Source organism: Arsenophonus endosymbiont of Aleurodicus floccissimus (assembly GCF_900343025.1).
Classification (GTDB): domain Bacteria; phylum Pseudomonadota; class Gammaproteobacteria; order Enterobacterales; family Enterobacteriaceae; genus Arsenophonus.
This window is the reverse complement of record NZ_OUND01000004.1, coordinates 208,882-233,862: the sequence shown is the minus strand read 5'-3', so window position 1 is coordinate 233,862 and position 24,981 is coordinate 208,882. Positions and strand designations below refer to the sequence as shown.

The following is a 24,981-nucleotide window of genomic DNA, read 5'->3' as shown; positions in this document are numbered from 1 at the left end:
AATGGTTAAGGTTTATGCACCCGCATTGATAGGTAATGTCAGTGTTGGGTTTGATGTATTAGGTGCGGCTATCTCTCCGGTAGATAATAGGCAATTAGATGATTGTGTCTCGGTCGTGAAAGCAGATAAGTTTAATTTGAAAAATAGCGGATATTTTGTTGGTAAATTGCCCCAGCTGCCGCAGCAAAATATCGTCTATCAGGCCTGGCAACTGTTTTGTCAAGAATTGAGCGAATCTCTCAATGTTGAAATGACATTAGAAAAGAATATGCCAATTGGTTCAGGATTAGGCTCTAGCGCCTGCTCAGTGGTAGCAGCGCTGATGGCATTAAATGAATATAGCGGTCGTCCTTTTGATAAAAACAGCTTGTTATTAATGATGGGACGATTGGAAGGGCGTGTTGCTGGTAGTATTCATTATGATAACGTTGCGCCTTGTTATTTGGGCGGTATACAACTAATAGTCGAACAAAATAATGTGCTGAGTCAATCAATCCCTATTTTTGCGGATTGGATTTGGGTGATGGCTTACCCAGAAATATAAGGTTGCCACAGCAGAAGCGAGGGTAATTCTGTCTAGCCATTATCAACGGCAGGATACGATTAATCATGGTCGATTATTAGCCGGTTTTATTCATGCCTGCCATACCCAGCAAAATGATTTAGCGATCGATATGTTACAGGATGTGATCGCTGAGCCTTATCGTGCTCAAATATTGCACGGTTTAATAGCAGCCCGCGCAAAAGTAAAAAATATCGGCGCAGTCGCTTGTGGTATCTTTGACTACTCTGGGCCGACATTATTTGCAATTTGCTATGAAAGACAGCAGAAAAAGTAATGTAATGGCTGACACAATATTACCTACAAAATGGAATAGGTTTTGGGCACATATGTCGTTTAGATCAAGTTGGTGCAAGAGTGATAGGCTAAAAATGAAACTATATAGTTTAAAAAATCAAAGTGAGCAGGTCAGTTTTGTGCAGGCAGTTAAACAAGCGCTTGGTCAGCAGCAGGGCTTTTTTTTCCCGCTTAATGTACCAAAACTGAATGATGAACAGCTAGCTAAATGGTTACAGTGCGATTTTATCACCCGTAGAGTTATATCTTATCAGCCTATATTGGCGATGAAATGCCGTTAGAACAAGTGACAGAGTGTGTTAAACAGGCCTTTAATTTTCCGTTAGTTGTTAGACCAATAGAAGAAAATATTGACAGCCTGGAGTTGTATCATGGTCCAACCTTAGCATTTAAAGATTTTGGTGGCCGATTTATGGCACAAATATTGGCACAAATTGCCAGTAACCAACCCATTACTATTTTAACGCTACTTCAGGTGATACTGGCGTCGCTGTAGCCCATGCTTTTTATCGTCTTAAAAATGTTCAAGTCATTATTCTCTATCCGGAAAATAAGATCACGTATTTACGAGAAATTATTCTGTACACTAGGGGAAAATATCCACACTATCACAATCAAGGGTGACTTTGATGATTGTCAAAGGCTGGTAAAACAGGCTTTTGATGATGAAGAATTAAAACGGTTATTATGCTTAACCTCCGCGAATTCTATTAATATTAGCCGGTTATTGGCGCAAATTTGTTATTATTTTGAGGCTGTTGCATAGTTAGCGGTTGAAAACCGTCAACAGTTAGTTATTTCCGTACCCAGTGGTAATTTAACCGCCGGCTTATTTGCTAAAGCAATGGGGCTAACGGTGAAGCGTTTTATAGCTGCTACTAATATTAATGATACTGTTCCACGCTATCTGTCTGATGGCAAATGGTTGCCTAATCAGACGATAGCGACTCTGTCAAAATGCAATCGATGTCAGCCAACCCAATAATTAGCCACGGATAGAGACACTTTTCCAGAGCCAAAAATGGGGACTTGATGAGCTTAGTTATGGTGTTGTTGATGATAGAATGACCGCAAAAACCGTTCAACAACTGGCTAGTGAAGGCTATATATCTTAGCCACATAGTGCAGTTGCTTGTCGTATTTTACGTGATCAGTTGCAAGATGATGAATATGGGCTGTTTCTTAAGTACCGCACATCCAGCAAAATTTAAACAAAGTGTCGATCGTATTCTTGCTAAAACATTACCATTACCAGCTGCTTTAGCAAAACGAGCTAATTTACCGATATTTTCCAATCAATTACCCGCTGATTTTGCTTTGTTGCGTAAATTTTTATTATGCATGCGATTTAATAACAATGATCTGAAATGGAAGCGTTAGCTTCCATTGTTAACCTTGTTGGGATCGTTTAAACACTAGCTGATTATCTTTGGAAGCAGCGTTATCAAATTGATAACCAGCTAAGTTAAATTCAGTCAGTTGTTCAATATTTTTTAGTTGATTTTGAATAATAAAGCGACTCATTAATCCGCGCGCTTTTTTCGCATAGAAACTGATGACTTTATATTTCCCCTGTTTTTCATCTAGAAAAATAGGTTTCACAATATAAGCATCTAGTTTTTTACTATTAACGGCATTAAAATATTTATCTGATGCTAAGTTAATCATAATATTATCACCTTGGTTGCTTAGCGCCTGATTAAGATTTTCAGTAATGATATTCCGCCAAAAGGCATAAAGATCTTTTTCTTGTTTATTATTGAGTTTAGTTCCCATTTCCAATCGGTAAGGCTGCATTAGATCAAGTGGCCGTAATACACTACACAATAGCCGTAATACACCATATAAGCCTGATAGAATACGAACATGTTTTTGGGCATGGGTGAAATCTTTTGGCGTAAAATTTTCCGCTTGCAGGCCGGGCATTTTCTGGGGTAAAATTAACACGCTGCTTTTAAACCGGCTAATTTATCGCTAATATGTATTAGACGGGAATTTCTGCCGGTGTCAGTTTACGACATATCTAAATCAATTGCTCTGCCTGTTATAACAGGGTTGGTTGACTATATTCTGTGGTGGCAAGCGGACTTTCATAATCAAGTGTTTTGGCAGATGAAATCGTGATAAGCATAATTAATACCTAGTAAAATTCATAAATAAACAACTTTAATCAAAATATAGTGAATGGCTATCATTGGGCTTATTTGTATCATTTAACGTTAATTATTGCTATTTAAACGATAGTAGGGTGTGAAAATAAGCTAACAAAATTTGTTATCGACAATAAAACAATGGCGGGGAATTTATTTGTTGTAATATCAATGAATGATATTATCACAGCAAGATAGGATTTTGAGTCTCGGCTTCATCTCAATAACAACGGGATTAAAAAATGACCGATAAATTAACCTTTTTACGAAAAATAACGACGGTTGTAGCAGATACAGGTGATATAAGCGCAATAAAGCTTTATAAACCTGAAGATGCAACAACTAACCCTTCTTTGATCCTTAATGCGGCTCAAATCCCAGAATATCAGCCACTCACTGATGAAGCGATCTCATGGGCACGGCAACAAAGTCAATCACGTGAGCAACAAATCATTGATGCGTGTGATAAATTGGCTGTTAATATTGGGTTAGAAATCCTGCAATTAATTCCGGGAAGAATTTCAACGGAAGTCGATGCGCGTCTTTCCTATGATACCGAAGCCTGTATTAACAAAGCGCGGCATATTACTGAACTTTATAATCGTGCCGGCATTAAAAATGAGCGTATTTTGATTAAGTTAGCTTCAACCTGGCAAGGGATCCGCGCGGCAGAGCAGTTGGAAAAAGAGGGTATTAACTGTAATCTAACGCTATTATTCTCTTTTACTCAGGCACGAGCTTGTGCTGAAGCTGGCGTTTATTTGATTTCACCTTTTGTCGGTCGTATTCTTGATTGGTATAAAGCGAATACCGATACAAAAGAGTATGCGCCACAAGAAGATCCTGGTGTTATTTCTGTTACACAAATTTACAATTATTATAAGCAGCATGACTATAAAACGGTTGTCATGGCGGCAAGTTTCCGCAATAGCGGCGAAATTTTACAACTGGCAGGCTGTGATCGTTTAACAATTTCTCCGACATTACTTAAAAAACTTTCTGAAGCCCAAGGCGAAGTGCCCCGCAAATTGGCATTTAATGGTCAAATTCAGTCACCGCTAAAGCCGATGACAGAAGCAGAATTCTATTGGCAACATTATGCAGATGCCATGGCGACGGACAAACTGGCTGATGGTATTCGTAAATTTGCTATTGATCAGGAAAAATTGGAAAAAATGGTTGCGCAGCAGCTGTAATTAATATTTCTCTGTTATAACTTGAAAGCCTAGTGGATTATCTTACTGGGCTGATTGTGCCCAAGGTCAATAAACAATATTATTTACCTTTGTATCGTTACAGCATAAGTTGAATAAATTTAGTATTAAACATCTTGTTTTCAATATCGAATTTGATGACCTCATGGATAAGTTTCCGATAGGTTTGGTTTCTGTTTCAGATCGGGCAGCCAATGGAATTTATCAAGATCAGGGGATCCCTGCACTTAAAAACTGGCTTTCAACGGCACTAAAAACCCTTTTTACGGTTGAGCCACGTTTGATCCCTGATGAACAAAAAATTATTGAACTTACTCTCTGTGAGCTGGTTAATGAATTTGCTTGTCATTTAATTTTAACCACCGTTGGCACTGGCCCAGCGCTGCGTGACGTAACACCGGATGCGACACTGGCGATTGCTGATCGGCAAATACCTGGTTTTGGTGAACAAATGCGGCAAACTAGTTTGCATTTTGTGCCAACGGCGATCCTCTCACGCCAACTTGGCGTGATCCGCAAGCAAACATTGATTTTGTATTTACCTGGACAACCAAAATCAATTACAGAAACATTAGCCGGTTTAAAATATGAACAGGGACGTGAAATTGTTTCCGGAATTTTCGCTAGCGTGCTTTACTGTATCTAATTACTAGAGGGTCCCTATGTTGAAACTGATCCCAACGTGATTAAAGCATTTAGACCTAAATCAGCCATGCGATAAAATGGATCAATCTTGGCTATTTTTGGCATTAGAAAATAACTTTAGTAATGATTAAAGCAGCTGTTAAATTGCGCTGCGATCAATTAGTGTCAATTTTAAAGCCAAAACTTCTCTATTGTCGTCATGGTGACGGATAGAATAGGGTATTAATAAAGCAGTATAATACTGCTTTATTAATGTGGCAGGATGCTGTTTAAGATCTATTACCAATAGGTAATATTGTACGGCCAAATTGTTCATTAATAACTTCTGCCATAGCAAGGTAAAAATCGCTGGCGCCACAAATGATACCTTCGTAACCGGCAATAGTAAGTACAGTTTGATTTCCATACATATTACCGATTGCTAGCAGCGCAAAAAGTACTGTCAGACTAGCAAAAACGAATTGTAGTGCGCAATTAGCCTTTAACGTGCCAACAAACATAAATACATAAATAAGGTAAAGATACCCCACACAATGTCAAGTAAACTGCCAGAAAATCTGCTGATGTCACTTGCACTGACGCTATTTCAGGCAGCATTAATAAACCAATTAAGCTGAGCCAAAAAAAGCCATAAGATGAGGATGCCGTTGCGGCAAAGGTATTTCCTTTTTTATATTCAAAAATATCGGCAATAATCTGGGTAATACCACCATAGAAGATATCCATACTTAGTATTACTGAAGTTAATGGAAAAAATCCAGCATTGTGAATATTTAATAAAATTGTTGTCATACCAAAACCCATCAAACCTAATGGGCCTGGATTGGTAATATTATTTGAACTCATGCATTCCTATAAATGTCATTAAATATATAATATTCAATAGGATATAAATTTTTATATACTATTATGGCTTACATAAAGCAAGTATAATAGGTAGTGTTTGGTTCAAAACAAAGATTAAAATGACTTTTCATTTAAAAAATATTTTTTTACTTTCCCCTTGATGAATATTTTTATGTCCCCACTTTAATGAATAGAATAGTTACCAATGGTCAATCTATCAACCTCTCACAAGATGTCTCGTTAGGTAGATTTTTTTTTGAGGTCAGGGAAAAAATCCCTTGAAAAAAATTCATTGAGCCTCATATAGGTTGGTAACTAGATTGGTTAAGAATTCCCTTTGGAGGCTGTTTAGATGGGTAAAATTATTGGGATTGACCTGGGTACAACTAACTCTTGTGTAGCTATTATGGATGGCACAAATGCACGGGTATTGGAAAACAGTGAGGGTGATCGTACCACACCTTCTATTGTTGCATATACTCAAGATGGTGAAATTCTTGTGGGGCAACCGGCAAAACGTCAGGCCGTGACAAATCCACAAAATACATTTTTTGCCATCAAGCGTCTGATTGGACGTCGCTTTGAAGATGAAGAAGTTCAACGTGACATTTCTATTATGCCTTATAAAATCATTGCCACAGATAATGGTGATGCTTGGTTGGATGTTAAGGGGCAAAAAATGGCTCCTCCTCAGGTTTCCGCTGAGGTGTTGAAAAAAATGAAAAAAACAGCAGAAGATTATCTGTGTGAACCCGTTATTGAAGCTGTTATTACTGTACCGGCTTATTTTAATGATGCTCAGCGTCAAGCAACTAAAGATGCAGGTCGCATTGCTGGTTTAGATGTAAAACGTATTATTAATGAACCAACGGCAGCGGCGCTTGCTTATGGTTTAGATCGTGAAGTAGGTAACCGTACCATTGCGGTATATGATTTAGGTGGTGGTACTTTTGATATTTCAATTATTGAAATTGATGAAGTTGATGGTGAAAAAACCTATGAAGTGCTGGCCACTAATGGTGATACTCACTTAGGTGGTGAAGACTTTGATAATCGTCTGATCAACTATTTAGTCGATGAATTTAAGAAAGAACAAGGTTTTGATCTACGCAATGATCCCCTAGCAATGCAACGCTTAAAAGAAGCAGCAGAGAAAGCTAAAATTGAGCTCTCTTCTGCTCAGCAGACCGATGTCAATCTGCCTTACATTACCGCAGATGCAAGTGGTCCTAAGCATATGAATATTAAGGTGACTCGAGCAAAACTTGAATCACTGCTTGAAGATTTGGTTAAGCGCTCAATGGAGCCGTTGAAAGTTGCACTGCAAGATGCCGGCTTAAATGTTAATGACATAAACGACGTCATTCTGGTTGGTGGTCAGACGCGTATGCCAATGGTGCAAAAAGCGGTTGCTGACTTTTTCGATAAAGAACCTCGTAAAGACGTTAACCCTGATGAAGCGGTTGCTATGGGTGCGGCGGTGCAAGGTGGTGTATTAGCTGGTGATGTGAAAGATGTCTTGTTACTTGATGTAACTCCACTATCTTTAGGTATTGAAACCATGGGTGGTGTAATGACAACGTTAATTGCCAAAAATACCACTATTCCGACTAAACATAGTCAGGTGTTTTCAACCGCAGAAGATAATCAGTCGGCAGTAACCATTCATGTATTGCAAGGTGAACGTAAACGCTCAGGTGATAATAAATCATTAGGGCAGTTCAATTTGGATGGTATTCAAGCGGCACCGCGTGGTATGCCACAAATTGAAGTTACCTTTGATATTGACGCTGATGGTATCTTACACGTATCAGCTAAAGATAAGAATACTGGCCGCGAGCAAAAGATTACCATTAAGGCATCTTCTGGTCTGAAGGAAGATGAAATCCAAAGAATGGTAAGCGATGCAGAAGCAAATGCGGAAGCAGATCGTAAGTTTGAAGAATTAGTTCAGGTACGTAATCAGGCTGATCAATTGATTCATGGTACGCGCAAACAAATTGAAGAAGCGGCTGATAAGTTACCTACTGATGATAAAGCTAACATGGAAAAAGCCATTTCTGAGTTGGAAACTGCGGTGAAAAGTGAAGATAAAGCCATCATTGAAGAGAAAATTCAAGCTTTAGTTCAAGCTTCGGTCAAGCTACTAGAGTTAGCTCAACAGCAGGCTCAAGCAGGCACCGCTGATGCTGCTGCAGGCGCTCAACCTAAACAAGATGATAATGTTGTTGATGCTGAATTTGAAGAAGTCAACGACAAGGATAAAGATAAAAAATAGTGGCCCTTAGCGGGCACAGTAATGGTATTAAGGATAATTTCCTCTGTTACTGAAAACCGAGTACGGGCGTTGGGGGAACTCTACGCCCGTTTACGTGTGTTAAGGGCAAAATAAATATGGCAAAAAAAGATTATTATCAAGTTTTAGGCGTTACTAAAACCGTTAACGAAAAAGAGATCAAAAAAGCGTATAAACGTCTGGCAATGAAGTATCATCCAGATCGTAATCAGGGTGATAAGGAAGCAGAAAATAAGTTTAAAGAAATTAAAGAAGCTTATGAAATTTTAACTGATGTGCAAAAACGCGCTGCTTATGATCAATATGGACATGCAGCTTTTGAACAAGGTGGCATGGGTGGTGGATTTAGCGGTGGTTTTGCTTCGGGCACTGATTTTAGTGATATTTTTGGTGATGTATTTGGTGATATTTTTGGTGGTGGTAGGCGTCAGCGATCGGCTCGTGGGGCTGATCTCCAGTACGAAATTACCTTAACCTTAGAGGAATTAGTTCGCGGAGTCAGCAAAGAGATCCGTATCCCGACTTTAGAAAAATGTGATGTTTGTCACGGCAGAGGCGCTAAACCAGGCACTAAACCAGAAACTTGCTCAACTTGTCATGGGGCAGGTCAGATTCAAATCCGGCAAGGATTTTTTGCAGTTCAACAAACTTGTCCAACTTGCCATGGTCGTGGTCAAATCATCAAAGAACCTTGCATTAAATGTCATGGTCATGGTCGAGTAGAGAAATACAAAACTTTATCAGTAAAAATTCCACCAGGGGTTAATACAGGCGATCGTATTCGCTTAAATGGTGAAGGTGAGGCCGGAGAAAACGGCGCCCAAGCTGGTGATCTATATATTCAGATCAATGTCGCAAGACATGCTATTTTTGAGCGCGATGGCAATAATTTATATTGCGAAGTACCCATTAATTTTGCGATTGCGGCTCTGGGTGGTGAAATTGATGTACCGACACTTGATGGTCGGGTAAGTCTCAAAATTCCAGCTGAAACACAAACAGGAAAAATTTTCCGCATGAAAGGAAAAGGTGTGAAGCCTGTTCGTGGTGGTATGACGGGAGATTTAATTTGCCGTATCCTTGTGGAAACGCCGGTTAAACTAAATGAAAAACAAAAAGCATTGTTGAAGCAATTTGGTGAATCTTTGAATGGCGAAAGTGATGGTAGGAACAGCCCTCGTTCAAAGAGTTTTTTAGATAGTGTGAAAAAGTTTTTTGATGATCTGACCAAGTAACGATATTTAGCTAAATAGATAGAGCATCGGATAGTCACTGATCGGTGCTTTTTTTATTGATTAAAAATAAGAACATTCAATTTGATTTACGGAAGAGAAGAGATAGTTATAAAATCGCGGGTTAATTATGGTTATTTAATTAATGTAACTTATTTAATTTGTTCAATTTATGCAAATTATATTTAAAAATTTTAAAGATTAATTTTGCCTGTTTTATGCAAGTTTCCTGCTTAAATTTCTATATAAAAATAAATTAAAATTAATTCCAACAAGTTAAACGTGCGCCTAACAAAACTTTCTATACAATTTGGTTTTATTTTTAATTAATTTATTGGATTGGAAATAGTTATGTGAGAATCGTTAGTAATAAGAGTAAAAAATTCATTTTCTTTTAATAAGCCCTTTATAACTGAACACAATTGCCAGCAAAATTTTAAAAAAGAATTAATTGACTGTCTAAAAGACATAGTAAATAACAGTGAAAAAAGTATTAAAATTAGCAGGACATTTGAATTATCAGCTAAACAGTATTGTTTTCTTTCTGCTGAAGGATTGGAGATACTTTTAGCTCGTAAACATACTGGAAATAAATAAAGCTAAACTGCAAAAATTTGATTTTTGTCTTTTTGATTGTATTAAAGAGATAAAAAATTTAGATAAGTTAGATAATATACGAAGACAAGTGGGTGGAAATATTATAGATACAATTGTATTAAGATTTTTAAGTGAGAATGATCAGGATTTTAATTATGTGAAAGAATGTACAAATAAAATTGATGACATAACAAATGAAGATAAAAGAAATCATGCAATATTTTAATAAATTTATAACTATAAATCATGTAAATGAGTAAGCTAATAAGAATAAGATAAAATTTAGAAGAATGAATATTAACTAAAAAAATGACTGAATTAGCGGAAGAAAAAACAGAATTTGCGCCATCTTCAAGCGCCGTTAAGAAAAAAAGTGTAATAGAAAAAAAGAAGCTGTTATTTTTGATAAAATGCATGCACAAGCTAAAGAAAGTCAAGAAGCTGAAAAGCCACTTCAAGCTAAACCGCAACAAGAGAGCAAGCCAACTTTTTGGCAAAAATTAAACCAAAAAACCACCCAGTTATTTGCAGGATCATGGAGTTTTATCAAAACTAAACTTATCGGGGTTTTATTACCTACTTTTTTTAGTACCAAGATTAACTAATTGTTTTTCAATGCTAGCCTAATTTTAAACAGCTAATCGGTTAATAGCGTCAAAATAGTTAGTAACTACTCGGTATAAACGAATTATTTACGTTAAAAAAAATGGTTTTCCGGATTGTATGTATTAGCGTAAAATAAATTAAGCTAATTAACACTGAGGTTATAGTAATGACAGCAATTATCCGACAGTTTTTAAAGTTAGAAGTAGCAAGCGGGGTGCTGTTAATTATTGCTGCCATCTTAGCTTTGATTATGGCTAATACCCCATTGCGGTTAAAATCAGCGTATTAGATATTGATAAACCTTTTTTACTGTGGATAAACGATAGTTTAATGGCCATTTTCTTTTTGGTTGTTGGTCTGGAAGTTAAACGAGAACTGATAGAAGGCTCGTTAGCCGGTCGTGATAAAGCAATATTTCCCGCTGTTGCTGCGGTAGGTGGTATGTTATTACCCGCTCTGGTATATTTATTTTTTAATGTTAATGATGAAATTGCCCGGCAGGGGTGGGCCCGATCCCAGCGGGGCGACAGATATTGCATTTGCATTGGGTATTATGGCGCTATTAGGTAAACGTGTACCAACAGAGTTAAAAGTATTTCTACTGGCGTTGGCGATTATTGATGATCTTGGCGTGATTATCATTATTGCTCTCTTTTATACTAAATTTTCTATCATGGCATTAGGGTTGCTATGCTTTCTCTATTGGTATTAATATGGATGAATTGGCGTAAAGTTGAAAATACTTCTGCTTATTTGGTTGTTGGCATCATTTTGTGGGGTCTGTATATTAAAATCAGGCATTCATGCAACGTTAGCTGGTGTCATTATGGGCTTTTTGATACCGCTCAAAGGGGGACAAAATAATTCACCTTCTGAACAATTAGAACATCTTTTACATCCTTGGGTTGCTTATTTAATTTTGCCATTATTTGCCTTTGTTAATGCAAGCATACAACTTGATGGTGTTACCCTAACTAATCTTGCCAGTGCTTTACCGATCGGTGTCGCGTTAGGCTTATTAATTGGTAAACCAACAGGTATTTTTCTGTTTAGTTGGCTAGCGTTAAAATTAGGCGTTGCAAAATTACCCGCCAAAATTAACCTTAAACAGATATTTGCTGTTTCAGTACTCTGTGGTATTGGCTTTACTATGTCAATTTTTATTGCCAGTTTAGCATTTGAAGGTTTAGATAATTTTAGTACTTATGCACGGTTTGGGTATCCTAATCGGTTCGACCCTAGCGGCTATCTTAGGATTATTATTATTGAATAGTGTATTACCTAAAAAGCCAATTAGCACTAAAACAGCTAATCAGGCAGGATAATGTTAATTTTAAGTTATATTTGCGTGAAATAAATAGTATTTTTGTATTCGCAATACAATATTTTATTTTTGTAGCGAGAGTATCTTATTTAGGTAAAATGAAATGAATCGTTTATCTTCTAATGTTCAGAGAATAACGAATATAAACAGTTATCGGTGGTACAAAAAGGAATCTATATGAGAGTGTCGCATCTCAATTTTAATCATCTCTATTATTTTTGGCATGTTTGTAAAGAGGGATCGGTTGTTGGCGCCGCTGAAGAACTTTATTTAACGCCTCAGACAATAACGGGTCAGATTAAGGCATTAGAAGAACGTTTGATAGTAAATTATTTAAAAGACAAGGCAGAGGGCTGGTTCCTTCAGAACTAGGGGAACTAGTTTTTCGTTATGCTGATAAAATGTTTGTGCTAAGCCAGGAAATGCTAGATATTGTTAATTATAGTCGTGAAATGAATTTGCTATTTGATGTTGGTGTTGCTGACGCTTTATCGAAACGGCTGGTAAGCCGTGTTTTTGAAACAGCTATTGTTGAGCATGAGCGGGATCCATTTACGCTGTTTTGAATCGACACACGAGCTTTTATTGGAGCAATTCAGTCAACATAAGTTAGACATGATCTTATCTGATTTCCCGGTTGATTCGTCCCAATAAGAGGGATTATTTTCCGTCAAGCTTGGAGAATGTGGCGTTAGTTTTTTCTGTCGCAAACCAATACCAGAGAAACCTTTTCCACTGTGTCTAGAAGAGCGGCGATTATTGATCCTAGGTCGCCGTTCTATGTTAGGTCGTCACCTGCTTTCTTGGATCCAGAATAATAATTTGCAGGTAGAAATCCTGGGTGAGTTTGATGATGCTGCATTGATGAAAGCATTTGGTATGTATCATAACGCAATATTTGTTGCGCCATCGCTCTATGCTAGTGAGATTTTTTTAGATAATGAAGTAGTTGAAATTGGTCATATGGATAAAGTAAAAGAAGAATATTATGTTATTTTTGCTGAACGTATGATCCAGCAGTGCAACGTGTTTGTAATAAGGATTTTTATGGTCTATTTTATCAAATTTTTTATAAACAATAAGCGTCATTTTTTAATAATAAAAAAACCGGCTGAAGCCGGTTTTTTTAGCAAAATCAAAATAAATTACATTGATTTGATTTGCGCTACTAAATTTGCTTTATGACGTGCAGCTTTATTTTTGTGGATCAAGCCTTTGCTAGCATAGCGATCAACAATAGGTTGCATGTCGTTAAATGCTTTTTGTGCTGCTTCTTTATCGCCAGTAGCGATAGCAGCGTAAACTTTTTTGATAAAAGTACGCACCATAGAACGACGGCTAGCATTATGCTGACGGCGTTTCTCTGATTGTATGGCACGTTTCTTAGCTGATTTGATATTAGCCAAGGTCCAACTCCCAAATATTTATTCTATCGAGGACAATCTAAAGGCCGAGGGATATGCCTTTTTAGCCTTCATTTGTCAATGAATTTGTGTAAATAAGCATCGTGTACAACAATGCGAATCTGTTATGATGACCAGGAATTTTATCAGTTTACTGAGTGAGAATACAGTTTTAAATGTGAAAAAGCGGATGAAATTGTAGGAAATTAGATTAAGTATTTTTTACTGACAAACAACCATTTATTATCTTTGTTATAAATATTAATCAAATGGTGACTTAACCTTCAAGGTAGTAAGCGGTATAATCCAGCAATTTTTATTATATTGAGCCGATTATGAAGTTAGTACGTGGTATACATAATATTCGCGCATATCATCATGGCTGTGTGTTGACTATTGGCAATTTTGATGCTGTTCATCGAGGGCATCAGACATTATTGAAACATTTAAAACAACAGAGTCAGCGTCTTGGCCTGCCAACGATGGTCATAATTTTCGAACCTCAACCATTGGAGTTTTTTTTGGGTGCAAATGCGCCAGTACGTTTAACGCGTTTACGTGATAAGATAAAATACTTTACCGAATATGGTGTTGATTATTTACTATGTGTTAAATTTAATCCAACATTTGCTTCATTGACACCCCAGGCTTTTGTTTCACAATTGCTAGTGGAAAAATTGGCAGTTAAATTTTTGGCGATCGGTGATGATTTTCGTTTTGGCAAAGATAGACAGGGTGATTTAAAATATCTTCGTGAGGCAGGGGAACAATATGGTTTTGAAGTGGCCAATACTGAAAGTTTTTGTGACGCCGGCCAGCGAGTTAGTAGTACGGCTGTCAGGCAAGCACTATTAAGTGATAATCTTACCCTTGCTGAGAACCTCATGGGACACCCCTACCGATTGAGTGGTCGAGTGGTACATGGTCGCCAGCTTGGTAGTACGATCGGTTTCCCAACCGCGAATATACCATTTAAATGTTTAGTTATGCCTGTTAAAGGTGTTTATGTGGTAGAAGTATATGGATTAGCCGATAACCCTTTGCAGGCAGTGGCCAATATTGGCACACGGCCAACAGTGAATGGGGTAGATCAGCAAATTGAAGTTCATTTGATAGATGTGCATATGGATATATATGGACGTCATATTGATGTTGTATTGTGTAAAAAATTGCGTAACGAGCAGCGATTTGCTTTTATTGATGAATTAAGACAGCAAATCGGTAAGGATATAATGGCTGCGAGACAATTCTTCCAGTCGTCATAATTTAGATATTTAGCAGAAAATTGGAACTGAGAATTTAGATGAGTGACTACAAAAATACCCTAAATTTACCGGAAACAGGGTTCCCTATGCGCGGTGATCTCGCTAAACGAGAACCACAAATGTTAGCCCGTTGGTATAAAGAAGGTTTGTACCAAGCTATTCGCCAGGCCAAAACAGGCAAACAGATGTTTATATTGCATGATGGTCCTCCTTATGCAAACGGAAGTCTTCATATTGGTCACTCAGTTAATAAAATTCTCAAAGATATTATCATTAAATCTAAAGGGCTATCCGGATTTGATTCGCCATATATTCCTGGTTGGGATTGCCACGGTTTGCCAATTGAACATAAAGTTGAACAAATTATCGGTAAACCCGGTGACAAGGTTTCTGCAGCTGTTTTTCGTGAAGAGTGTCGCAAATATGCCAAAGAACAAATTGAGGGCCAGAAAGCTGATTTTATCAGAATGGGCGTACTTGGTGATTGGGAACAGCCTTATTTAACCATGGATTTTAGTACCGAAGCCAATATTATTCGTGCGTTAGGTAAAGTGATTGAAAATGGCTACTTAGTGAAAGGTGCTAAACCTGTTCATTGGTGTACTGCTTGCGGTTCTTCCTTAGCGGAAGCGGAAGTTGAATATTATGACAAATCATCACCTTCCGTTGATGTACGCTTTAGCGTGGTGGATGCTAACGCTATTTATAGTAAATTTGGCGTAAAATCGTCGGCTTTGCCGGTTTCAGCCGTAATCTGGACGACAACACCTTGGACATTACCCGCCAACCGGGCGATTGCGGTTAACGCTGATTTTGAATATCAATTAGTGAAAGTCAATAATAATGAATGTTTGATTTTGGCAAAATTATTGGTTGAAACAGTAATGCAGCGTATTGCAGCAACAGAGTGGCAAATTTTAGCACAATGTAATGGCTTTGAATTGGAATTACTGCGTTTTCATCACCCATTTATGAATTTTGATGTGCCTGTTATTTTAAGTGATCACATTACTTTAGATGCGGGTACCGGGATTGTACATACGGCACCAGGCCATGGTCCGGATGATTATATTGTTGGGCAGAAATATAAACTTGAAATAGCAAATCCCGTCGGTCCAAATGGTTGTTATTTACCTAATACTTATCCTGGTTTGGATGGTGTTTTTGTATTTAAAGCAAATGAATTAATTATCAAAGTTTTAGCGGCAAAAGGGGCATTGCTGCATAAAGAAATATTACAGCATAGTTATCCTTGTTGCTGGCGGCATAAGACACCGGTTATTTTTCGTTCTACACCTCAGTGGTTTGTTAGTATGGAAAAAAATGGTTTACGTGAACAATCACTAAAAGAGATTAACGGGGTTAAATGGATCCCAGATTGGGGACAAAGCCGGATTGAATCTATGGTTGCAAATCGTCCAGATTGGTGTATTTCTCGTCAGCGCACCTGGGGTATGCAGATGGCATTATTTGTGCATAAGCAGACAGAAGAATTGCATCCGCGGACGTTAGAATTGATTGAAGAAGTCGCTAAACATGTTGAAAAAGCAGGTATCCAGGCGTGGTGGGATCTTGACCCCGTTGCCCTATTAGGAAGTGATGCAGCTGATTATGTTAAAGTCCCCGATACGCTTGATGTCTGGTTTGATTCTGGTTCTACACACTATGCTGTTGTAGATGTTCGCCCTGAATTTAAAGGCCATTCTACTGATTTATATTTGGAAGGCTCTGATCAATATCGTGGTTGGTTTATGTCGTCTCTAATGCTATCAAATGCTATGAAAGGAAAAGCGCCTTATCGAGAAGTATTAACCCACGGTTTTACGGTTGATGGACAAGGCCGTAAAATGTCAAAATCTTTGGGTAATACCATTAGCCCACAAGACGTCATGAATGATTTAGGGGCTGATATTTTACGGCTATGGGTTGCTTCAACCGACTATACTAGTGAAATTGCTGTTTCAAATGAGATTTTAAAACGTTCTGCTGACAGCTATCGACGTATTCGTAATACATCACGCTTCTTATTAGCCAATTTGAACGGTTTTGATCCTGCTTCACATCAAGTTAAACCAGAAGATATGGTGATATTAGATCGCTGGGCAGTAGGGCGGGCGAAAGCCGCTCAAGCGGAAATTGGTATGCATTATGCTAATTATGATTTTCATGCAGTTGTTCAGCGTTTGATGCAGTTTTGTTCAATTGAAATGGGTTCTTTCTATTTAGATATTATAAAAGATCGTCAATATACGGCAAAAAGTGATAGCGTGGCACGTCGTAGTTGTCAGACAGCCTTATTTCATATCATAGAGGCATTGGTACGTTGGATTGCGCCGATCCTTTCTTTCACAGCCGATGAAATTTGGCAGCAATTGCCTGCTAGACAGAGCAAATATGTCTTTACTGAGGAATATTATGCTGACTTGTTTGGCTTGGAAGTTAATGAAACGCTTAATGATGAATTTTGGAATAAGTTATTAATTATCCGTAGTGAGGTTAATAAAGTTCTCGAACAAGCGCGTGCAGAAAAACTTATCCGTAGCTCGTTGGAGGCCGCAGTGATTTTATATGCTGATACAGAACTGGCTGAAATACTTAATTGTTTAGGTGATGAGTTACGTTTTTTACTGTTAACTTCACAGGCTAAAGTAATTGATATTAGCCAAGCCACAGTTCAGGCACAGAATAGTGAACTGAGTGGATTGAAAATTGCTTTCCAGCAGGCGGAAGGTGATAAATGTCCTCGTTGTTGGCATTATACAACGGATATTGGTCGGGAGGCGGAGTATGCAGAATTATGCGGCCGCTGTGTTACTAATGTAGCCGGTGACGGTGAAATACGTAAGGTTGCCTAATGAAAAATCCTATTTGCTCTACTGGCTTACGCTGGTTATGGTTAACGGTTGTGATATTAATTGTTGATCTTGGTAGTAAGCAACTCATTTTGAATAATTTTCAATTATATGAGTCGATACCATTAATGCCTTATTTCAATTTGGCTTATGCTCAAAACCTTGGTGCAGCATTTAGTTTTCTAGCTGATAAAGGGGGATGGCAGCGTTGGTTCTTTGCCTTGGTTGCTATTGTCATTTGTGTGGTGCTTATCGTAATGATGTATCGCCAAAGCGTGAATAAAAAATTGAGTAATATTGCTTATGCATTAGTTATTGGTGGAGCACTAGGGAATTTGTGCGACCGCTTAGTCCATGCCTTCGTAGTTGACTTTATTGATTTTTATGTTGGTGACTGGCATTGGCCAATATTTAACATTGCGGATATGGCGATTTGTCTTGGTGCGGCACTCATCATTTTCGACAGTTTCATCAATACAGATAAAAAAGCGAATGAATCTTAGATTATCCTTCGTTTACGTTGATAACAGGTTGATTTATTTATAACAGTGGCTTTTTATTGTCATGTTAACCTTAGTGCAAGCAAATAGTGCCGTGTTGCTGCATTTCACGATCAAACTTGAGGATGGTTCAATTGCTGATTCAACCTATAATCAGTATAAACCGGCACTTTTTCGCCTTGGCGATAAAAGTCTCTCGCTAGCACTTGAAAAACAATTAATTGGTTTAAGTGTTGGTGAAAAAAAGACATTTACTTTAAGCGGAGAGGATGTTTTTGGTAAACCAAACCCAGATATGATTCAATACTTTATGCCAAAAGATTTTATTCAGGTCGGTATACCTGAAGTCGGTGCCATCATATTGTTTACCACGATAAATGGCAGTCAAATGCTAGGGATCGTAACAGCAGTGACGGAAGAGTCGATCACTGTTAATTTTAATCACCCGTTAGCGGCTCAGAATATCATTTTTAACATTGAAGTGTTGGAAAAATTGACCCAAAATGGGAGGAATCAAATGCAAATATTGCTGGCTAACCCTCGGGGTTTCTGTGCCGGTGTTGATCGGGCAATTAGTATTGTTGATAGAGCTCTAGCGCTTTATGGTGCGCCGATTTATGTTCGTCATGAAGTTGTTCATAACCGTTATGTGGTTGACAATTTACGGCAACGTGGTGCGATTTTTATTGAACAAATCTCTGAAGTTCCTGATGGTGCTATTTTGATCTTTTCTGCTCATGGTGTCTCTCAAGCAATTCGACAGGAAGCTAAGCAACGTCATCTGACCATGTTATTTGATGCAACTTGTCCATTGGTGACTAAAGTACACATGGAAGTTGCGCGTGCTAGTCGTAAAGGTAAAGAAGCGATTTTAATTGGTCATGTTGGGCATCCTGAAGTAGAAGGCACAATGGGGCAATATAATAATCCCGCTGGAGATATGTATCTGGTTGAATCACCGGAGGATGTCTCGAAATTACAAGTAAAAGATGAAAATAATCTTTGTTTTATGACCCAGACTACCTTATCGGTTGATGATACCGCTCATATTATTGACGCGCTAAATAGTCGTTTTCCAAATATTATTGGGCCACGCAAAGATGATATCTGTTATGCGACAACCAATCGTCAGGAAGCAGCGCGTGAATTGGCTAATAAGGCTGATATTGTACTAGTTGTCGGCTCTAAAAATTCTTCTAATTCCAATCGTCTTGCTGAATTGGCTCAAAGAGCAGGCAAGCCGGGCTACCTGATTGACTCTGCTGATGATATTCAAGAACATTGGCTGAAAAATATGCAGATTATTGGTCTTACTGCTGGCGCATCTGCACCAGATATTCTTGTTCGTCAGGTTATTGAACGCTTAATGGTTTTAGGTGCCATTGAAATGATCGAACTTGCTGGTCATGAAGAAAATATTGTTTTTGAAGTACCAAAAGAGCTACGTGTTGAAATCAAGCAAATATAATAATAGCTATTTTGGTATTTTATTAAATGAATTTTTTAGTGCAGCCATTTATATATTAATTAAGCCAACTCTAATGGCTTTTTTTTTATCACTGATGGTTGCTGTAAGCGTTAAGCTACTATGAATGTTAACCTTATCGAACTCAAGATACTTAATCCGCTTTTAATCAAGAGAGATAAACATGACTAATTCAGATATTCGTGTTGCCATCGTTGGTGCGGGTGGCCGCATGGGACGTGAACTAATTAAAGCAGTTTCACAACAGAATGGCCTTGTTTTAGGGGCTGTATTAGAAAGAAAAGGCTCAAGTATAGTAGGTACTGATGCTGGTGAATTAGTAGGTATTGGCGGTTTAAATGTTATAATTAGTGATGACCTAATTAATGTTTTAGATAAATTTGATATTTTGATTGATTTTACCCGTCCCGAAGGCACGCAATATTACCTGTCAGTTTGTAAAAAATATGCCAAAGCGATGATTATTGGCACTACAAGTTTTAATGAAACTGAACAGCAGTCGATTGAAGAAGCGGCGAAAACGATCCCTATTGTATTAGCAGCCAATTTTAGTGTTGGCGTCAATTTGATGTTGAAGTTATTAGAAAAAGCCGCAAAAGTGATGGGCGAATATAGCGATATTGAGATTATTGAAGCTCATCACAGGCATAAAGTCGATGCGCCCTCAGGAACAGCCTTAGCAATGGGCTATGTTATTACCAAGTCAATTGGCCGTGATTTAAAAGATTGTGCAGTGTATGGTCGCCAAGGTATTACTGGTGAAAGAGAAAATAACAGCATTGGCTTTGCAACGATTAGAGCTGGCGATATTGTTGGCGAGCATACGGCGATTTTTGCTGATATAGGTGAAAGAATCGAGATAACTCATAAAGCATCAAGTCGGATGACGTTTGCAAATGGGGCTGTGAAGGCATGTTTGTGGCTAAAAGGAAAAAAAAGTGGTTTATATAGCATGAAAGATGTATTAAATTTAGAAAATATTTAATTTTCTATTTATCTATCTATTTGATAAATCAAAATTAATTTTAAGTTTGTGATTTTTTATGGCGGTTATTAAGTTTTTTATTTAATAACTTTTATTTCTATTATTTAAAATGAAAATTTTATTGACTTAAGATGATTTTTTGCGCATTTACTATAGTGAAATTTATCTAAACCATACTTTTACAATTATCATGCTATGCAATCGATTATTTTGCTAAGATAATTTATCATTTTACTAGTTACATTGATTTTTCATTATAAATTAACTAAAAAAGTAATAAAAAATTATTTTTTACTAGGCAATCACTCTTCTCATCATTAGATTGCGCGCAATTTGCCAAAAATTTGCTTAAATTCCATTTTGGCACGAATTTATTGGCTTACGCATGAATAAATATGCTCAATAAATGTTTTTTTATTCTCCTGGAGGGTATTTTGATTAAGCCAGCTATATTGGTTCTGCTGGAAGACGGAACCCAGTTTCATGCTCATTTCATTGGGGCTGAAGGAATTGTTGTTGGAGAAGTAGTTTTTAATACATCAATAACTGGATATTAAGAAATCCTCACTTATCCTTCCTACTCCCGCCAAATTGTCACACTTACTTATCCCCATATTGGAAACACTGGAATTAACCCAGATGATGAAGAGTCCGCAATCATTCATGCTCAAGGGTTTGTTATACGTGATTTACCGTTAATTTATAGTAACTTTCGTGGAAAAGAAAGTTTATCTGATTATTTAAAACGCCATAAAACAGTCGCCATTGCTGATATTGATACTCGTAAGCTTACGCGGCTATTAAGGGAAAAAGGTGCGCAAAATGGCTGCATTATTACTGTTGAAAATTTAGATACCGATTTAGTATTAGAAAAATTAAGTTATTTGCTGGAATAAAAGGGCTGGATTTAGCTAAAGAAGTTACTACTAAAGACATTTATACTTGGCAGCAACAGAGTTGGCATCTTGGTGCCGATGGATTATCGGCTACTAAAGCACGGGAGCAACTGCCTTATCATGCTGTTGCTTATGATTTTGGTGTTAAACGAAATATTTTACGGCTACTCGTTGATCGTGGCTGTTATTTGACGATTGTGCCAGCAACAACAGCGGCTGATGAAGTATTAAAATGGCACCTGATGGCATTTTTCTTTCTAATGGTCCGGGTGATCCTGCAGCCTGTGATTATGCAATTAAAGCAATTAAACAGTTTTTAACAACAGAAATACCTATTTTTGGTATCTGCTTAGGCCATCAATTACTGGCATTAGCCAGTGGGGCTGATACCGTTAAAATGAAATTTGGCCCCCATGGTGGGGTAACCATCCAGTAAAAGATTTAGTTAATAATCGCGTCATGATCACCGTACAAAATCACTGTTTTGCAGTTGATGAAGCAACATTATCTGACAAATTGCGCGTGACCCATAAATCACTGTTTGATGGAAGTTTACAAGGCATACATCATACCGAAAAGCCTGTATTTTGATTTCAAGTGCATCCCGAAGCAAGTCCAGGCCCTAAAGATACAGAATCCCTATTTGATTATTCAGGTGCACAAGTGTGTAAAGAACTACGAGAAGAGGGTTATCGAGTTATTTTAGTTAATTCCAATCCAGCGACAATCATGCCGGATCCGGATCTAGCTGATGCTACTTATATTGAGCCGATTCAGTGGGAAGTAGTGCACAAAATTATTGAAAAAGAACGTGATGCGATTTTGCCTACGATGGGAGGGCAAACTGCTTTAAACTGTGCTTTAGAATTAGAGCGTAAAGGCGTATTAAAAGAATTTGCTGTTACCATGATTGGCACAATGGCTGATGCGATTGATAAGGCAGAAGATCGTCAGCGATTTGATAAAGCAATGAAGAAAATCGGCCTTGAAACTGCACGTTCAGGAATTGCGCATTCCCTGGAAGAAGCGTTAGACGTAGTAGCAAAAGTAGGTTTCCCATGTATTATTCGCCCTTCATTTACCATAGGCGGCTCGGGTGGTGGTATTGCATACAACCGGGAAGAGTTTAAAGGTATTTGTCTGACAGGTTTAGATCTTTCAACGACCAACGAATTATTGATAGATGAATTGCTGATTGGTTGGAAAGAGTATGAAATGGAAGTGGTGCATGATAAAAATGATAATTGCATCATTATCTGTTCTATTGAAAATGTTGATGCAATGAGGATCCATACTGGAGATTCTATCACTGTCGCACCCGCTCAAACATTAACGATAAAGAATATCAAACATGTGCAATGCATCGATGGCAGTGTTGCGAGAAATTGATGTAGAAACTGGTGGTTCAAATGTTCAATTTGCCGTAAATCCTAAAACTGGCCGCTTAATTGTTATTGAAATGAATCCACGAGTATCATGTTCTTCGGCCTTGGCATCTAAAGCAACCGGTTTTCCTATTGCTAAGGTTGCAGCAAAACTTGCCGTAGGTTATACACTTGATGAATTAATGAATGATATTACCGGAGGACGGACACTTGCTTCTTTTGAACCTTCCTATTGATTATGTCGTGACTAAGATCCCACGCTTTAACTTTGAAAAATTTCCAGGTAGTAATAATCGTCTGACAACCCAGATGGAATCTGTTGGTGAAGTAATGGCTATTGAGCGAACTTTTCAAAAATCAATACAAAAAGCATTGCGTGGATTAGAAGTTGCCGCCACGGGTTTTGATCCTAAAGTAGATTTGGATGAATTTGATTCGTTAACAAAAATTCGCCGTGAATTGAAAGATGCTGGTGCTGAACGTATCTGGTCTGGTATATAGCCGATGCTTTCCACGCAGGTATGTCTGTGGATGGTGTATTTAATCTAACCAATATTGATCGTTGGTTCTTGGTACAAATTGAATAGCTTGTTCGTTTAGAAGAGAAAGTTACTGAGTTTGGCATTAATGGCTTATCAGCAGAATTCTTGCTGCTATTGAAACGAAAAGGGTTTGCTGATATTCGTTTGGCAAAATTAGTAGGTGTTTCTGAAGCTGAAATTCGTAAATTACGCCAAAATTATAAACTGCATCCTGTTTTTAAGCGAGTTGATACTTGTGCAGCAGAGTTTGCTACAGATACCGCTTATCTCTATTCCACTTATGAAGATGAATGTGAAGCCAACCCTGACAATAGCAAATCTAAGATTATGCTACTAGGTGGTGGACCAAACCGTATTGGTCAAGGAATTGAGTTTGATTATTGCTGTGTTCATGCTGCATTGGCGTTACGTGAAGATGGCTATCAAACAATAATGGTAAATTGTAATCCTGAAACGGTTTCTACTGATTATGATACATCTGATCGTCTTTATTTTGAACCAGTAACATTAGAAGATGTATTAGAAATAATCAGGGTCGAACAACCTGACGGTGTAATTGTGCAGTATGGTGGCCAGACACCTTTAAAATTGGCGCTTGCCTTAGAAGAAGCGGGTGTTCCAATTATTGGCACTAGCCAGAATGCGATTGATCGCGCTGAAGATTGTGAACGTTTTCAACAAGCAGTGACCCGTTTAGGACTTAAGCAATCAGAAAACGCCACGGTTACGACAATTGAACAGGCTATAGAGAAGGCTCACAGTATTGGTTATCTTATCCATTAGTTGTTCGTCCTTCCTATGTTTTAGGCGGGCGGGCAATCGAAATTGTTTATGATGAAACTGATTTACGTCGATACTTTCAGACAGCGGTAAGTGTTTCCAATGATGCGCCAGTATTGCTCGATCATTTCCTGGATGATGCCATTGAGGTTGATGTAGATGCCATTTGTGATAGGGAAACTGTTTTAATTGGTGGTATTATGGAGCATATTGAAGAGGCTGGCGTTCTCTGGTGATTCGGCCTGTTCCTTGCCACCTTATACCTTGAGTCAGAATATACAAAATGTCATGCATGAACAGATAAAAGAACTGAGCTTTGAACTACGCGTTCGAGGATTAGTGAATGTTCAATTTTCGGTTAAAAATAATGACGTTTATTTAATCGAGGTTAATCCACGGGCTGTGCGTACAGTGCGTTTTGTATCAAAAGCAACCGAAATACCACTGGCAAAAGTAGCTGCTCGTGTCATGGTCAGGCAATTTTTAGCTAAACAGTGGGTAACGAAATAAATTATTCCACCTTATTATTCGGTAATAAGAAGTCGTATTACCATTTAATAAATTCCCTGACGTTGATCCTATTTTAGGGCCAGAAATGCGTTCCACCGGTGAAGTTATGGTATTGGTCGCACTTTTGCCGAAGCATTTGCTAAAGCTATGTTTGGTTGCTCTTCTACGATGAAAAAATCTGGCCGCGCATTACTTTCAGTAAGAGAGAATGATAAAGCCAAGGTTGTTGATTTAGCGGCGAAATTAATTGCGCATGGTTTTGAGTTAGATGCAACTCATGGTACCGCAATTGTGTTAGGTGAGGGCGGAATTAACCTACATTTAGTTAATAAAGTGCATGAGGGACGCCTTCATATTCAGGATAGAATAAAAATGGTGAATATAGTTATATTTTCAATACTACCACGGGCCGTCGTGCAATAGAAGATTCGAAGCTGATTCGTCGTAGTGCATTACAATATAAAGTAAATTATTATACCACTATCAATGGCGGTTTTTCGACCGCGATCTCTCTCAATGTCGATCCTACAGAGCAGGTTATCTTTGTCCAAGAGATGCATAAAATGATCCAGCATTAATTATGACTGACTATTTGAAATGGCCTATTT

General features: G+C 37.9%; 12 protein-coding genes and 10 pseudogenes. 19 read left to right on the top strand and 3 right to left on the bottom strand.

Annotated elements, in window-relative coordinates; translation table 11 throughout:
- Position 1: 1 nt before the first annotated feature.
- Both thrB and thrC read left to right on the top strand, forming a co-directional pair.
- Positions 2 to 931 (top strand): annotated as a pseudogene (gene thrB / locus ARADI_RS13355) (homoserine kinase).
- Between the two features lie 2 nt (positions 932 to 933).
- A pseudogene (gene thrC / locus ARADI_RS13350) lies at positions 934 to 2,239 on the top strand (threonine synthase).
- A gap of 9 nt (positions 2,240 to 2,248) precedes the next feature.
- Here the strand turns inward: thrC and yaaA are convergent.
- Positions 2,249 to 2,990: pseudogene (gene yaaA / locus ARADI_RS13345) on the bottom strand (peroxide stress protein YaaA).
- Positions 2,991 to 3,251: 261 nt separating this feature from the next.
- Here yaaA and tal point away from each other — a divergent pair.
- On the top strand, positions 3,252 to 4,205 hold the full coding sequence (gene tal, locus ARADI_RS13340) for a transaldolase (protein WP_119712341.1): 954 nt from the start codon (positions 3,252 to 3,254) through the stop codon (positions 4,203 to 4,205).
- 163 nt (positions 4,206 to 4,368) lie between these two features.
- Positions 4,369 to 4,944, top strand: a pseudogene (mog, locus tag ARADI_RS13335) (molybdopterin adenylyltransferase).
- A 193-nt stretch (positions 4,945 to 5,137) separates the two neighbouring features.
- Here the strand turns inward: mog and satP are convergent.
- Positions 5,138 to 5,714: pseudogene (gene satP, locus ARADI_RS13330) on the bottom strand (acetate uptake transporter).
- A gap of 352 nt (positions 5,715 to 6,066) precedes the next feature.
- Here satP and dnaK point away from each other — a divergent pair.
- The 7 genes and pseudogenes from dnaK to nhaR all read left to right on the top strand — a co-directional run bounded on the left by dnaK (position 6,067) and on the right by nhaR (position 12,851).
- A complete protein-coding gene (dnaK, locus tag ARADI_RS13325) occupies positions 6,067 to 7,992 on the top strand; it encodes a molecular chaperone DnaK (RefSeq protein WP_119712340.1) in 1,926 nt (641 codons plus the stop codon).
- Between the two features lie 116 nt (positions 7,993 to 8,108).
- Positions 8,109 to 9,245: a molecular chaperone DnaJ gene (gene dnaJ / locus ARADI_RS13320; protein ID WP_119712339.1), complete on the top strand. Its 1,137-nt coding sequence runs from the start codon at positions 8,109 to 8,111 to the stop codon at positions 9,243 to 9,245.
- Between the two features lie 1,004 nt (positions 9,246 to 10,249).
- Positions 10,250 to 10,444: a hypothetical protein gene (locus ARADI_RS13315; RefSeq protein WP_119712338.1), complete on the top strand. Its 195-nt coding sequence runs from the start codon at positions 10,250 to 10,252 to the stop codon at positions 10,442 to 10,444.
- A gap of 167 nt (positions 10,445 to 10,611) precedes the next feature.
- Positions 10,612 to 10,734 (top strand): hypothetical protein, encoded by a 123-nt coding sequence (locus tag ARADI_RS21190; protein WP_369407031.1) that lies wholly within the window; start codon positions 10,612 to 10,614, stop codon positions 10,732 to 10,734.
- On the top strand, positions 10,710 to 11,015 hold the full coding sequence (locus tag ARADI_RS21185; protein WP_369407033.1) for a Na+/H+ antiporter NhaA: 306 nt from the start codon (positions 10,710 to 10,712) through the stop codon (positions 11,013 to 11,015). The genes ARADI_RS21190 and ARADI_RS21185 overlap by 25 nt, the downstream gene beginning before the upstream one ends.
- Positions 10,921 to 11,718 (top strand): annotated as a pseudogene (gene nhaA / locus ARADI_RS13310) (Na+/H+ antiporter NhaA). Before ARADI_RS21185 ends, nhaA begins: the two are co-directional and overlap by 95 nt.
- A gap of 228 nt (positions 11,719 to 11,946) precedes the next feature.
- Positions 11,947 to 12,851, top strand: a pseudogene (gene nhaR, locus ARADI_RS13305) (transcriptional activator NhaR).
- A 63-nt stretch (positions 12,852 to 12,914) separates the two neighbouring features.
- On the opposite strand, the gene rpsT reads toward nhaR, so the two are convergent.
- Positions 12,915 to 13,175 (bottom strand): 30S ribosomal protein S20, encoded by a 261-nt coding sequence (gene rpsT, locus ARADI_RS13300; RefSeq protein WP_026821429.1) that lies wholly within the window; start codon positions 13,173 to 13,175, stop codon positions 12,915 to 12,917.
- Between the two features lie 332 nt (positions 13,176 to 13,507).
- On the opposite strand from rpsT, the gene ribF reads away from it, so the two are divergent.
- From ribF to carB, 8 genes and pseudogenes are all read left to right on the top strand, one after another.
- Complete coding sequence (gene ribF / locus ARADI_RS13295) at positions 13,508 to 14,437, top strand: bifunctional riboflavin kinase/FAD synthetase (protein WP_119712337.1); 930 nt, start codon at positions 13,508 to 13,510, stop codon at positions 14,435 to 14,437.
- 38 nt (positions 14,438 to 14,475) lie between these two features.
- Positions 14,476 to 17,292 (top strand): isoleucine--tRNA ligase, encoded by a 2,817-nt coding sequence (ileS, locus tag ARADI_RS13290; protein WP_119712336.1) that lies wholly within the window; start codon positions 14,476 to 14,478, stop codon positions 17,290 to 17,292.
- Positions 17,292 to 17,792 carry a signal peptidase II gene (lspA, locus tag ARADI_RS13285; RefSeq protein WP_119712335.1) on the top strand — a complete coding sequence of 167 codons (501 nt, stop codon included), beginning with the start codon at positions 17,292 to 17,294 and terminating at the stop codon, positions 17,790 to 17,792. The genes ileS and lspA overlap by 1 nt, the downstream gene beginning before the upstream one ends.
- Before the next feature lie 61 nt (positions 17,793 to 17,853).
- Positions 17,854 to 18,282 (top strand): annotated as a pseudogene (fkpB, locus tag ARADI_RS18725) (FKBP-type peptidyl-prolyl cis-trans isomerase); the annotation flags it as partial.
- A gap of 24 nt (positions 18,283 to 18,306) precedes the next feature.
- Positions 18,307 to 19,257, top strand: a complete 951-nt coding sequence (gene ispH / locus ARADI_RS13280) for a 4-hydroxy-3-methylbut-2-enyl diphosphate reductase (protein ID WP_238149471.1) — start codon at positions 18,307 to 18,309, stop codon at positions 19,255 to 19,257.
- A gap of 181 nt (positions 19,258 to 19,438) precedes the next feature.
- Positions 19,439 to 20,260 (top strand): 4-hydroxy-tetrahydrodipicolinate reductase, encoded by an 822-nt coding sequence (dapB, locus tag ARADI_RS13275; RefSeq protein ID WP_119712333.1) that lies wholly within the window; start codon positions 19,439 to 19,441, stop codon positions 20,258 to 20,260.
- A gap of 434 nt (positions 20,261 to 20,694) precedes the next feature.
- Positions 20,695 to 21,807: pseudogene (gene carA, locus ARADI_RS21180) on the top strand (glutamine-hydrolyzing carbamoyl-phosphate synthase small subunit); the annotation flags it as partial.
- Positions 21,799 to 24,951: pseudogene (carB, locus tag ARADI_RS13265) on the top strand (carbamoyl-phosphate synthase large subunit); the annotation flags it as partial. The pseudogenes carA and carB, both read left to right, overlap by 9 nt.
- Positions 24,952 to 24,981: the final 30 nt, after the last annotated feature.